Origin of the sequence: Limimaricola cinnabarinus, from assembly GCF_002723615.1 — a bacterium.
GTDB classification, from domain to species: domain Bacteria; phylum Pseudomonadota; class Alphaproteobacteria; order Rhodobacterales; family Rhodobacteraceae; genus Limimaricola; species Limimaricola cinnabarinus_B.
On record NZ_KZ304958.1, the window covers coordinates 67750 to 79421 of the forward strand.

Below are 11672 nucleotides of genomic sequence, written 5' to 3' on the forward strand. Positions count from 1 at the left end.
GCAGGCCGCGCGACAGGCAGCCCGCGTGAGCCGGAGTTCATGCCGTCCGCTCGATCGGCCCGGAGTATCGCCGCGGGCTACGCGCGGCGTTGCAGGAAGCCTGCCACCTCGTGGAGCTCCTGCTGGCTTATCTCGTGCCCGCCATCGTCGATCCTGACCTCCGGGCGCGCGCCCTGTGCGCCGAGATAGTCGAGCAAGGCCTCGGTCTGGGGCAGGGGGCAGATCGGGTCGTGCCGGCCGGCCGTGACCAGCAGCTCCACATCGGCAAGAGCGGGGTTCGGCCCCGGGGTCCATGGCACCAGCGGATGCATCAGCACCACGCGGTCGAAGAGCTCGGGGGCCTCGAAGAGGACGGAAGCCAGGATGTTCGCCCCGTTGGAATAGCCGAGCCCGTAGACCGGCGCGCCGGGATGCGCCTCGCGATGCGCACGGATGAACCCGGCCATCTTCGCGCGGCGCTCGGCCAGGTCCTCCATGTCGTAGACCCCTTCGGCCCGGCGCCGGAAGAAACGGTTCGCACCGTATTCCGAAACATCGCCGCGTGGCGATACGATCCCCGCCTCGGGCAGGATCTGCTCGACCAGTTGCGGGAACTGGTGCTCGTCTCCGCCTGTGCCATGGAAGGTGAAGACCAGCGGCGCTCCGGCGGCGGGGGTCTTGGCGAAGTGGTGGTAGCTGTCGATAGCCATGAATGCGCTCCTTGCGGGACCCCCGCCGGCAGGCACCGGCGGGGCATTGCGGGATCAGTCGACGATGGGCTGGAGCAGCGCCTCGATCCGGGCACGCAGATGGGCGTGCTGCTCCGGGATCTTCAGCGCTTCGCCCAGATGGGCCACGTCTTCGTCGCGGTCAAAGCCCGGCTCGTTCGTTGCGATCTCGAACAGGACACCGCCGGGCGTGCGAAAGTAGATCGCCCAGAAGTAATCACGGTCGATGACGGGCGTGACCTGGGTGCCGGCGTCGAGCAGGGCCTGGCGCACCTCGAGCTGCGCCGCCCTGTCCGCGACCGCGAAGGCCACGTGATGAACCGATCCGGCACCTTCGCGGGCCCGCTCGACACCGGGCAGCACATCGAGGTCGATGATGTCTGCCCCGTTGCCATTCTCGATCGCGAACCGGATGAGCGTGCCCTCGCGCGCCACTTCCTTGTAGCCCATGAAGGTCAAGAGCTGGGCGGTGGCCTGCCCGTCGCGCAGCCGCATGGTCACGCCGCGAAAGCCGTGGATGCCTTTCTCTGCCGGGACCGGGCCGCCGGCGAAGGGGGCGCGCGTGTCGCCGGGCACCTCGACCAGCGCGAAGCCGTCGCCGTCGGGGCCGGCGAAGCGCAGACGCTTTTCGCCGAATTGCTCGACGCGCTCGATCCCCTCGACATTCGCGAGAGCAAGACGGTCGTGCCAGTAGGGGAGCGATCCTTCGGGCACCGCGAAGGCGGTCTCCGAAACCTCACCGGTGCCGTGACGGCCCTTCTTCATGTTCCGGAACGGAAAATAGGTCATCACCGAGCCGGGCGTGCCGAACTCGTCGCCGTAATAGAGGTGATAGACATCCGGCGCATCGAAATTGACCGTCTTCTTGACCCGGCGAAGGCCAAGCAGCTTGGTGAAAAAGTCATTGTTCTCCTGCGCGTCGGACGCCATCGACGTCGTGTGGTGCAGGCCTTTGATCTGGGTGAGCATGACGGGTTCCTTGGTCGGGGTGGCGTTTCCTGACCGGAACATGCGCTTTGGAATTCCTCCTGAGAATAGCAACAATATTGAATACACCATTGCGATGAGCGTAATGGTGGAAGCATGGGAGAGCTTGAATCCATCCGCGTCTTCCTCGCTGTCGCCGAGCAGCAGAGCTTTGCCGGCGCGGCGCGCCAGCTCGGCCTGACGCCGGCTTCGGTCACGCGAACGGTCGCCGCGCTCGAGGATCGACTTGGCGTGCAACTGCTGGTCCGCACCACGCGGCAGGTGTCCCTGACCTCGTCGGGTGCCGTTTATGCCGCGCGCGCGGCACCGCTCTCTAATGGTCTCATGGAAGCGGCGGAGGAAACCCGCGCCGCGCAAGGCGTCGTCTCGGGGCTGATCCGGATCAGCGCACCCCTGTCTCTGGGGCTGAAGGTCCTGCCGGACATCCTGTCGCGCTTTGCGAAGCTGCACCCGCAGACCCAGGTCGCGCTCAGCCTCTCCGACGGTTTCGTCGACATCATCGAGCAGGATTACGACCTCGCCATTCGCATCTCCGGGCCGCCCGGCGACAAATCGACGATCTGGCGCAAGATCTGCAAGGTGCCTCGCGCCCTCGTTGCGGCTCCGGGCTACCTGGCAAGGCGCGGCACGCCGGAGGGACCGGACGATCTCGTCGATCACGCCTGCCTCGCCTATGGTCCCGAGGCGCGCGAAGAGATCTGGGAGCTCTCAAGCGGCACAAGCCGCCGCAGTCAGCGAGCGCGCGGCTCATTCTGCGCAAACAATGGCGATGTCCTGCGCCGGTTGGCGCTGAACGGCGAAGGGATCGCGTTGCTGCCGCGCTTCATCGTCGCCGAAGACCTGGAAAAGGGGCATCTCGTGGAGGTTCTGCCGGGCTGGTCGGCCCCCGAACTCTGGCTCACGCTCTACTATCCGCCCTATGACCGGCTTCCGCTGCGCGTGGCGACGTTCTCCGACTTCTTCGAACAGGACGTCGAAACGGCAAGCCTTGTTTGAGCGCGGCCCGGCGGGCCCCAGATCTCCATTCACCACGCCGCCGCGGCCGAAAGGCTAGGGCGTTTCGGGCCCGGTCGGAGACCGATCGCAGGCGTTTCTGGGCATGATCATGCCGTCCTCATCGACGGCCATGCCATCGCAACAGCCGGGAGATACGCGATGGGCCATGTCGCCGCCCAATAGCGTGTTATCGGTGCCGACATCGAAGACGCGGATGAACTGTTCGGGGGCCGCGGGGATCGTGACGGAGCGGGTGATCATGTCCATGACGGCCTCTCAGGCGCGGGCGGTGGGGCATAGCGACAGATCGCGCAGGGCGATCTGGCGGCGGGCGAAGGCTTCCAGCATGTGCAGCTTCTGCGCGGCCGCGCCGGGATCGTTCCACAGGTTGCGGGTCTCGTCCGGGTCGGCGCGCAGATCGTAGAGCTCGCCCCAATCGGGCGCGGCCTCGAGCAGCGACATCCGCCAGCCTTGATCGACAAGCGACACGATCGAACTGCGCGCATCCGGGTCGGCGAAAACGGCGATGCCCGGATCCTCGACCAGAACCGGCGGGGCGGGCGTGTCATCGTCCAGGACATCCAGCCCCTGCATGCCGAGCGGCACCTTGAAACCCGCGCGTTGCAGCACCGTCGGGGCGAAATCGATCGCGCTCGCCTGCCGCGCGGAGGTGCCATGCGCGCGGCGCTCCGCCGTGTCGCGCCAGAGAAAGGGCACACGGATAACACTCTGATAATGCAGGCCCATCTTCAGAACGGTGCCATGGTCGCCCATGTAGTCGCCGTGATCCGACATGAAGCAGATCACCGTGTCGTCATCCAGATCGAGCGCGCGCAGATGCTCCAGCACCTTGCCGAGCTCGTGATCGACGAAGCTGATCGAGCCATAGTTGAGCGCCAGTATCTTGCGCATCTCGTCTTCGGTGACGTGGAAGGGCCAATGGGAATGGGGATCGGCGTCGCCCATCCGATAGGCCTGCCGCGCGGCCTCGGGCAGGTCGTTGCGCTGCGAAAGGGGGGTGTTGAACGTCTCGGGCAGGATCATGTCGGCGGGGTCGTACATATCCCACCAGCGCCCCGGCGGGGTAAAGGGGTGGTGCGGGTCCGGAAACGACAGCACCAGCAGGAAAGGGTCGTCCCTGCCCTGTTCCGACAAAAAGGCGCAGGCTTCCTCGGCGATGTAGCGATTGGGGTGCAGCTCCTCGGGCAGGGCGCTTTGCCAGCATTGCGCGACGCGGTCTTCGGGCTTGTCGAGCGCATTTTCCGGCCCGCGTAGGCTGTCAGGGTCGGGATGCCGTTCGCGCAGCCATTTGGTGTAGTGGCCGTCGACCTGATCGCCGTGGCTGATGCAGAACCGCACATGATCGAAGCCGTAATAGGGCAAGGGGAGCGTGCGGTCCGGGTCCCTGGCCCATTTGCCCTTGACCTCCAGCCCGTAATCCGGCCCGTCCCGCTGGTCGCGGCGGGCGCGCAGATCGGAGGGCTCCTCGCCCTGGCCGGCAGGCTTGCGGTCCGGGGCGGGGATGGCCGTCACGTTCTGGAAATGCGATTTGCCGATGATGCCGGTGCGCCAGCCTTCGTTGCGAAGCGCCTCGGCATAGGTCACGCTGTCGAGCGATATCGGGATCCCGTTCTGGCGGCAGCCGTTCACCGTCGAAATCTGCCCCGTCGCAAGGCAGGCGCGGTTCGGCTGGCAGATCGGGTTGGACGTGTAGAAGGCGTCGAACCGCAGCCCCGTATCGGCAATCGCGTCTATATTCGGGGTCTGGACGATGCTGTTGCCATAGCAGCCCAGATGGTCCCAGCGCAGCTGGTCCATCATGATGACGAGAAAGTTGGGTTTGCGTTTTGTCATGTCAGCCTCGGGATGTTTCTGGCGCGATGTCCGCGTTCGGTCTGGAGAGTTGCAGCCAAGGGAGGGCGAGGATGCCCGGCACCGCACCTGCCGCACCGGTCAAAACGCCGCTTCCGATCCCGTCCGGCAGCATCGGCAGGCAAGCGCAGGCGCCGGGCATGAGGCGCTGAAGCGGCAATGCCGATGGCGGGATTTGAAGTCCTGTCTCATTGGCTGATCTTCGATCTGGGCCTCCGGTCCCACGACGGGTCGTCTGGGCGAGCCTAGCCGGTCAGGAACCAAAGAAAGTATTCAAACTTCGACGATTGCTATGCCGTTCAGGCATAGGTCAGCTGCGGATATCGGCCGCGGCCTCTTCGAGGAGGCCCAGGAAGAACTGTTCGGCGGGGCTGCGATGGTGCCCCTTCCTCCAGAACAGGCCGACATCTTCCACGAAGGGGTCGAGGGCCACGTCCAGTTCGACGAGATCGCCATTCTGCTCGTCATGGCGAAAGGTGCCGCGCGGCAGGAACATCATCGCGTCGGAATCGAGCAGGATGGACCGGCAGATGCCCAATGCGCTCATCTCGATCGCGTTTTCGGGCAATGACAGCCCTTCGCGAAGGAAGAACCCTTCTATCATCGCGCGTATGTGGGCCGATGGGACGGGCGTTATCCATTGCTCGCCATGCAGATCGGCCAGGCGCAGGTTCGACCTGCCCGCGAAGGGGTGGCCCGCCCCGGCCAGCACCACCCATCTCTGGCGATAGAGGAGCTGCGTGGTGAGCGATCTGTCCGACGGGCCTTGCCGCAACCGGCCGATGACGACATCCAGCTCGCCCGCGCGCAGGCTGGAAATCATCTGGTGATAGAGCCCTTCGAAGACGGAAATGCGCAATGAGGGCCGCTCCTGCCGCGCCCGGACCAGGGCGCGTGGCAACGGCCCCGAAGCGCCGTTGGGCAGGCTGCCGATCACCAGCCGGCCGGCCTGCCCGCGGGCCAGGTCCTCGATGTCCAGGCAGGCCCGGTTCATCTCCGACAGGGCCGCGCGGGCGCGCATGACGAAAAGCTCTCCCGCCGGGGTCAGGGTGACGCCGCGCGCCTTGCGCCGAAAGAGCGCGGTTCCGACGACCGATTCGATATCCCGGATGGCGCGCGAGACGGCGGGCTGGGTCAGGTTCAGCTTGCGTGCCGCTCCGAGGATATTGCCCTGCTCGGCGACCATCGAAACGAACTGGAAGTGCCGCATCGACAGGCGGGACATGAGCAGCTGCTGATGGCTGTCTGAATTTTCCTGCATCGCACGCAGCCCTTTTGCCCAAGGATGTCCGGCCCATACCGGCAATGCAAGCCATGCGCGGCCCCGCCCGCATCCGCGCTCGGCCCCAGGCTTCGGTATGCGCCGCCGGGCGCAGGCCAAATCGCTCCTTGGCTGCCCGCGCGAGCCGGGCATGGCCCGGCTATTGACAGGGCCGGGCTTCTCTGCGCAGTATATTTGAACACAAAGTTCATAAATGAACAGTAGCGGAGGAAGACATGGACGCCCCCAAGAAATTCCCTTCCATCGAGCCGAGCGATGTCGAGATTCCGGATGGAAAGTCGCTCGGTGAGTGGATCGAGAGCCGCGTCGCGCGCTACGAGACCCGTACGATCGACTGGAACGCCCTGAAGTTTCAGGCGGACCACGATCCGAAATACAAGCGCGCGCAGATGCGCTATATCGGCACCGGCGCGACCGGCATTTCGGATGACGAGAACGTCGTTCCGGCCGAGAACTTCACCTTTTCCACCATGGTGCTGCCGGCCGGGTGCGAAGGCCCGCTGCACATCCACCGCGATGCCGAAGAGGTGTTCTTCATCCTCAAGGGGCACAAGATCCGGCTTTTCATCGAGCATCAGGGCGAACAGGTCGAAACCGTCCTGACCGAGCGCGACATCATTTCCGTGCCGCCCGGCGTCTATCGCGGTCTGCGCAACGAGGGCATCGAGGAAGCGCTGATGTGCGTGATGATCGGCAACCCCAAGCCGGTGACGCCGACCTATCCCGAAGACCATCCGGTCTCGAAGCTGAAGCGGTAATCGGCCATGAGCGGGGTTCAGGAGAACAGTTCCGGCGGGATCACCTATCTGGAGCGACCGGGACCAGGTCCTGCCATGGTGTTCCTGCACGGCATCGGATCGAACGCGTCGTCGTTCCGGCCGCTTCTGGACCTGCTTCCCGGTGGCATGCGCCTCATCGCCTGGAATGCCCCCGGCTATGGCGGATCACGGCCGCTGACCGCGAACTGGCCCGAAGCCGGCGATTACGCGACTGCGCTGGCCGGGCTTCTGGACCGGCTGGGCATCGGCTCCGCGACCATCGTCGGCCATTCCTTGGGCACCCTGATCGGGGCCGCCTTCGCGGCGCATCATCCCCGGCGGGTGGACCGGCTGATCCTGGCCTCCTGTGCCTGCGGCTACCGCGTGCCGAAAGGGAGCAAGCTTCCCGGCAATGTCGGCAGCCGGATCGAGGAGCTGGAGCTTCAGGGCCCCGAGACCTTTGCCGCCGAACGCGCGCCCCGGCTGGTGTTCGAGCCGCGCCTGAACCCCGGCATCGTGGCGCAGGTGCGGCATGCGATGTCACAGGTCGATCGCGGCGGATATGCGCAGGCGGTCCGCATGCTTGCCTCGGGCGACCTGCCCGGCCTCATGGGACGGGTGCGGGCGGAGGCCGGGTTCATCATCGGCATCAATGATCGCGTCACGCCGGAGCAGCAGACCCTGGATGCGGCGCTGGCCTGGGGCAGGGCGCATGGAACGACCCCGCGGATCATCCGGATCGATCAGGCGGGCCACGCGGTCTACCTGCAGAAACCACAGGATTTCATCGAGGCCCTGGCCACCCTCGGGTCAGGCACGCCCGACACTGACAGCGCCAAAACTGGGAGACAGACATGAGCGATCCAATCCGAGTCGGATTCCTGCGCGGCATCGTGATGCGCGCGCCCAGCATCACGGGAACGACGGATTTCTACACCGAGCTGTGGGGCCTCAAGGTCGCCAGATCGGCGGAGGGCGTCACCTATCTGCGCGGCACCGGCGAAGAGCCGTTCATCTACGGGCTGAAGGACGGCGACAGCTACGGCATCGAATATGTCCATTTCGGCATGGACGACCGCGCCGAGATGGATGCGCTTTACGATCACGTGACCGCCAAGGGGGCGCAGACCCTCGGCAAGCCCGCGGTCTTCGACGATCCCATCGGCGGTTACGGGTTCGAGGTCCTCGACCCCGACCACCGGCGCCTGCGCTTTACCACCGATCTCGAGATGAAGGCGCAAGTGGATGAATATGCCTATCCGCGCAAGGTCTCGCATGTGGTGCTGAACACGCCCGACATGGACGGGCTGGAGAAATGGTACCAGGATATCCTGGGCTTCCGCACCAGCGATTACTCCGCAGACATGATGGTGTTCATGCGCTGCAACCGCGATCACCACTCCATCGCGCTGGTGCGCGCGCAATATCCGTCGGTCAACCACGTCGCCTTCGAGATGCCCGATCTGGACAGTTTCATGCGCGGCATCGGCCGGATGAAGCAGAAGGGCCAGGTGCCCAGCTGGGGGCCGGGCCGGCATGGGCCGGGCAACAACCCGTTCGCCTATTTCGTCTCTCCGTCGGGCTTCGTGATCGAGTTCACCGCCGAATTGCAGCAGATCGACGAGGAAACGCACGAGGCGAAGGTCTGGTCGCGCACCGATCCCGACTCGATGGACCGCTGGATGACCGCGGGCCCGCCGACGCCCGCGCAGCGCGCCGTCATGGCCGGCCGCCCCGATGCGGGCTTTCCCGACCTCGCGAAGGCCTAGGCCCATGGATCTGGGGTTGAAAGACAGAACGATCGTCGTGACCGGCGGATCGTCGGGCATCGGTCTGGCGACCGTGCGGGCGGCCCTGGGCGAGGGCGCCCGCGTGGCGCTTTGCGCGCGCGGTGCCGACCGGCTGAGCCGGGTCGCGGATGATCTGGAGGGCGAGTTCGGCGCCGACCGGGTGCTGGCCCGCGCGTTTTCGGTTCTCGAGCCCCGGGCCAATGCGGAGTTCGCCGCCGAGGTGGCCGAGCGTTTCGGCGGCTGCGATGCGCTGGTCACCAATGCCGGGCAGGGCCGCGTGTCGACCCATGCCGACACCACGGATGACGATTGGCGCGAGGAGCTGGAGCTGAAATTCTTCAGCCAGCTGCACCCGATCCGCGCCTTCGAGGCGCAGCTGCGCGGCAGCGGCCACGGCTCGATCACGGCGGTGAATTCCCTGCTCGCCTATCAGCCGGAGCCGCACATGGTCTGCACCTCGGCGGCACGCGCCGGCGTGCAGAGCCTGCTGAAATCGCTGGCCACCGAGCTGGCGCCCCGGATCCGGGTGAACTCGATCCTGCTGGGGCTGGTCGACAGCCAGCAATGGCAGCGCCGGTTCGAGGCCCGCGAGGACCAGGGCCAGACGCGCGAGGACTGGTTCGCCGATCTCGCCCGGCGCAAGGCGATCCCCCTGGGGCGTCTGGGCCGGGCCGAAGAGGCCGCCCGCGCGCTGGTCTTCCTCGCCTCGCCCGCGGCCAGCTACATCACCGGCGCGCGCCTCGAAATTTCCGGCGGCGTCTCCCGCTTCATTTGATCTTGCGAACAGAAAGCCCGAAAATGACCGAAACCGTTGGTTACCAGATTGCCAGAAGTCTCGCCGATGCCGGCATCACCACCGTTTTCGGCGTCATCTCGATTCACAACATGCCGATCCTGGACGGGATCGGCGAGCAGGGCCGGATCCGCTTCGTTCCCGCCCGGGGCGAGGCCGGTGCGATGAACATGGCCGACGCGTTCTCGCGGGTTTCGGGGCAAGTGGGCGTGGTGCTGACTTCGACCGGAACAGCGGCGGGCAATGCCGCGGGCGGCCAGGCCGAGGCGCTGACGGCGGGCAGCAAGCTGCTGCACATCACGACGCAGGTGGACCGCGAATTCATGGACCGCGACCGGGCCGCCATCCATGACGTGCCGAAACAGCCCGAGATGCTGAAGGGCGTGTCGAAAGCCTATTTCCGCATCTGGGACGAGAAATCGGCCATCGGCACGCTTGATGCGGCCATCCGCGCGGCCAGCACGCCGCCGACCGGGCCGGTCAGCCTGGAAATCCCGGTGGACGTGCAGCGCCTCGACGCGGTGACGCAGTTCACCCTGTCGCCGCCACCGCCGGCGCGGCCTGTCGCGCCGGAGGCGCAGCTCGACGCGCTGGCCGAGATGGTGAAGCGGGCGAAACGCCCGATGATCTGGCTGGGCGGCGGGGCGCGGGGCGCGTCCGAGCAGGCCAATGCGCTGGTGGATCGCGGCTTCGGTGCCGTGACCTCGACCCAAGGCCGCGCCGTGGTGGCCGAGGACAATCCCGGCACGCTGGGCGCCTTCAACATGACGCCCGAAGCGCGCGGGATCTATGACGCCGCCGACCTGATGATCGTCGTCGGCTCGCGCCTGCGCGGCAACGAGACCATGAACAACAAGATGAAGCTGCCCCGGCCATTGGTGCAGATCGACGTCGAGCCGACGCAATGCGGGCGCAACTACCCGGTCGAGCTGTTTTTGAACGGAGACGCCGCGGCGACGTTGCAGGCGCTGCTCGACCGGCTGCCCGAAAAGCTCGATGTGGATCCGAACCAGCGCTACGATATCTCGGTGGCCCGCGCCAAATCCGAAGGCGTGCTGCGCGACCGGCTGGGGCCCTATCAGATGGTCGCCGATCACCTGCTCGATGTCGTGGCTTCGGGCGGGCATCCCTGGGTGCGCGATGTGACCATCTCGAACTCGACCTTCGGCAACCGCTACGTGCAGATCGCCGCGCCCAATCTCGGGGTGCACGCGCTTGGCGGCGGCATCGGCCAGGGGATCGCGATGGGCTGCGGCGCGGCGGTGGCCTCCCCCGATGCGCGCACCGTGACGCTGCTGGGAGATGGCGGCTCCATGCTGGGCATCGCCGAGTTGATCACCGCCGTCGACGAAAAGTTGGACGTCACCTTCCTGCTGATGAACGACGCGGCCTACGGGGTGATCGAGAACATCCAGGACGCCCAATATGACGGGCGGCGGCATTATTCGGCGCTCAAGACGCCCGATTTCGGCAAGCTGTGCGCGGCCATCGACATGCCGCATGTGAAGATCGACGCCATCGAGGCGTTCCCCGGGATCTTCGACCAGTCGATGCAGCGCAAGGGCCCCGCCGTGGTCGAGGTCGACATGACCGCCATCGGCCCCTTCGCCGAAGCCTTTGCCGGCCCGCCCGCGGGTGCCGCGGGATCGAGGGTCTGAGCGATGCAGCATCTTGCCCTGATCGGGTTCGGGGCGATCGCCCGAACCCTTGTCGCCACGCTTTGCGACCAGCCCGACATGCGGCTTCGCAAGCTCTCCCTGCTGGTGCGCAGCACGCCCGACGAGCTACGCCGCGCGGCTGCGGAGATCTGCGCGCCGCGTGATATCGAGGTGCAGGTCTTCACCGATATCGCGCAGATGCTGGCGGCGCGGCCGGATCTGGTCGTCGAATGCGCGGGCCAGAAGGCCGTGGCCGATCACGGCGCGGCGGTGCTGGGCGCGGGGGTCGATCTGGTGACGGCCTCGGTCGGGGCGTTTGCCGATCAGGCGCTGTTCGACCGGCTCAAGGAGACCGCCGCGGGGCGGGGGGCGCGGATCATCCTGCCCGCCGGTGCGATCGGCGGCATCGACGCGCTGGTCGCGGCGCGGCTGTCCGGCCTGAACGAGCTGAGCTATACCGGGCGCAAACCGCCCGGCGGTTGGAAGGGCACGGATGCGGAAAGCCGCGTCGATCTGGACGCCCTGACCGAAGAGGCGGTCTTTTTCGAAGGCACGGCCCGCGAGGCGGCGATGCGCTTTCCCAAGAATGCCAATGTCGCCGCGACGCTGGCGCTGGCCGGGCCGGGCATGGACGAAACCCGTGTGCGCCTGATCGCGGACCCGGCAACGACCGAGAACACGCATGAATACCAGGTCAGATCGCAGGCCGTGGACTACAGCATGCGCCTTGTCGGAAAGGTGTCTCCGCTGAACCCCAAGACCTCCCTTTCGACGGCCTACAGTCTGGCGCGCACGGTGCTGAACCGGTCCGGCGCGATCATCATCTAGG

At 66.4% G+C, this 11672-nt stretch carries 12 protein-coding genes; 7 read left to right on the plus strand and 5 right to left on the minus strand.

Going from position 1 to position 11672, the window contains the following annotated elements; translation table 11 throughout:
* Positions 1–77: 77 nt before the first annotated feature.
* A complete protein-coding gene (locus CJ301_RS09865) occupies positions 78–689 on the minus strand; it encodes an alpha/beta hydrolase (RefSeq protein ID WP_099276845.1) in 612 nt (203 codons plus the stop codon).
* A 54-nt stretch (positions 690–743) separates the two neighbouring features.
* Positions 744–1766 carry a ring-cleaving dioxygenase gene (locus CJ301_RS09870; protein ID WP_367869644.1) on the minus strand — a complete coding sequence of 341 codons (1023 nt, stop codon included), beginning with the start codon at positions 1764–1766 and terminating at the stop codon, positions 744–746.
* Between the two features lie 24 nt (positions 1767–1790).
* Here CJ301_RS09870 and CJ301_RS09875 point away from each other — a divergent pair, with 24 nt between their 5' ends.
* Positions 1791–2690 carry a LysR family transcriptional regulator gene (locus tag CJ301_RS09875; protein WP_099276849.1) on the plus strand — a complete coding sequence of 300 codons (900 nt, stop codon included), beginning with the start codon at positions 1791–1793 and terminating at the stop codon, positions 2688–2690.
* A gap of 54 nt (positions 2691–2744) precedes the next feature.
* Here the strand turns inward: CJ301_RS09875 and CJ301_RS19010 are convergent, their stop codons facing one another.
* The 3 genes from CJ301_RS19010 to CJ301_RS09890 form a co-directional block, all read right to left on the minus strand.
* Positions 2745–2957: a hypothetical protein gene (locus CJ301_RS19010; RefSeq protein ID WP_216823278.1), complete on the minus strand. Its 213-nt coding sequence runs from the start codon at positions 2955–2957 to the stop codon at positions 2745–2747.
* A 9-nt stretch (positions 2958–2966) separates the two neighbouring features.
* Positions 2967–4544 carry a sulfatase family protein gene (locus tag CJ301_RS09885; RefSeq protein WP_099276851.1) on the minus strand — a complete coding sequence of 526 codons (1578 nt, stop codon included), beginning with the start codon at positions 4542–4544 and terminating at the stop codon, positions 2967–2969.
* Positions 4545–4872: 328 nt separating this feature from the next.
* On the minus strand, positions 4873–5787 hold the full coding sequence (locus CJ301_RS09890) for a LysR substrate-binding domain-containing protein (RefSeq protein WP_162620491.1): 915 nt from the start codon (positions 5785–5787) through the stop codon (positions 4873–4875).
* A gap of 272 nt (positions 5788–6059) precedes the next feature.
* Here CJ301_RS09890 and CJ301_RS09895 point away from each other — a divergent pair, with 272 nt between their 5' ends.
* Genes CJ301_RS09895 through CJ301_RS09920 form a run of 6 tightly spaced genes read left to right on the plus strand, consistent with a single transcriptional unit; the run spans position 6060 to position 11671 of the window.
* The gene (locus tag CJ301_RS09895) at positions 6060–6602 is read left to right on the plus strand and encodes a cupin domain-containing protein (RefSeq protein ID WP_099276855.1); all 543 of its coding nucleotides are present in this window, start codon (positions 6060–6062) and stop codon (positions 6600–6602) included.
* Between the two features lie 6 nt (positions 6603–6608).
* Positions 6609–7460: an alpha/beta fold hydrolase gene (locus CJ301_RS09900; RefSeq protein WP_099276857.1), complete on the plus strand. Its 852-nt coding sequence runs from the start codon at positions 6609–6611 to the stop codon at positions 7458–7460.
* Entirely contained in the window at positions 7457–8371 is a 915-nt protein-coding gene (locus tag CJ301_RS09905) for a VOC family protein (RefSeq protein WP_099276860.1), read from the plus strand. The genes CJ301_RS09900 and CJ301_RS09905 overlap by 4 nt, the downstream gene beginning before the upstream one ends.
* Positions 8372–8387: 16 nt before the next feature.
* The gene (locus tag CJ301_RS09910; protein WP_216823279.1) at positions 8388–9167 is read left to right on the plus strand and encodes an SDR family oxidoreductase; all 780 of its coding nucleotides are present in this window, start codon (positions 8388–8390) and stop codon (positions 9165–9167) included.
* 23 nt (positions 9168–9190) lie between these two features.
* Positions 9191–10843 (plus strand): thiamine pyrophosphate-binding protein, encoded by a 1653-nt coding sequence (locus CJ301_RS09915; protein WP_099276864.1) that lies wholly within the window; start codon positions 9191–9193, stop codon positions 10841–10843.
* Positions 10844–10846: 3 nt separating this feature from the next.
* Positions 10847–11671 (plus strand): aspartate dehydrogenase, encoded by an 825-nt coding sequence (locus CJ301_RS09920; protein WP_099276866.1) that lies wholly within the window; start codon positions 10847–10849, stop codon positions 11669–11671.
* The last annotated feature ends 1 nt before the right edge of the window (position 11672 follow it).

What these genes read in the sequence shown, in the direction of transcription:
- CJ301_RS09865 (WP_099276845.1), bottom strand. Translation starts at nt 689, where the DNA reads ATGGCTATCGACAGCTACCACCACTTCGCCAAGACCCCCGCCGCCGGA.
- CJ301_RS09870 (WP_367869644.1), bottom strand. Translation starts at nt 1,766, where the DNA reads ATGGTGTATTCAATATTGTTGCTATTCTCAGGAGGAATTCCAAAGCGC.
- CJ301_RS09875 (WP_099276849.1), top strand. Translation starts at nt 1,791, where the DNA reads ATGGGAGAGCTTGAATCCATCCGCGTCTTCCTCGCTGTCGCCGAGCAG.
- CJ301_RS19010 (WP_216823278.1), bottom strand. Translation starts at nt 2,957, where the DNA reads ATGGACATGATCACCCGCTCCGTCACGATCCCCGCGGCCCCCGAACAG.
- CJ301_RS09885 (WP_099276851.1), bottom strand. Translation starts at nt 4,544, where the DNA reads ATGACAAAACGCAAACCCAACTTTCTCGTCATCATGATGGACCAGCTG.
- CJ301_RS09890 (WP_162620491.1), bottom strand. Translation starts at nt 5,787, where the DNA reads ATGTCCCGCCTGTCGATGCGGCACTTCCAGTTCGTTTCGATGGTCGCC.
- CJ301_RS09895 (WP_099276855.1), top strand. Translation starts at nt 6,060, where the DNA reads ATGGACGCCCCCAAGAAATTCCCTTCCATCGAGCCGAGCGATGTCGAG.
- CJ301_RS09900 (WP_099276857.1), top strand. Translation starts at nt 6,609, where the DNA reads ATGAGCGGGGTTCAGGAGAACAGTTCCGGCGGGATCACCTATCTGGAG.
- CJ301_RS09905 (WP_099276860.1), top strand. Translation starts at nt 7,457, where the DNA reads ATGAGCGATCCAATCCGAGTCGGATTCCTGCGCGGCATCGTGATGCGC.
- CJ301_RS09915 (WP_099276864.1), top strand. Translation starts at nt 9,191, where the DNA reads ATGACCGAAACCGTTGGTTACCAGATTGCCAGAAGTCTCGCCGATGCC.
- CJ301_RS09920 (WP_099276866.1), top strand. Translation starts at nt 10,847, where the DNA reads ATGCAGCATCTTGCCCTGATCGGGTTCGGGGCGATCGCCCGAACCCTT.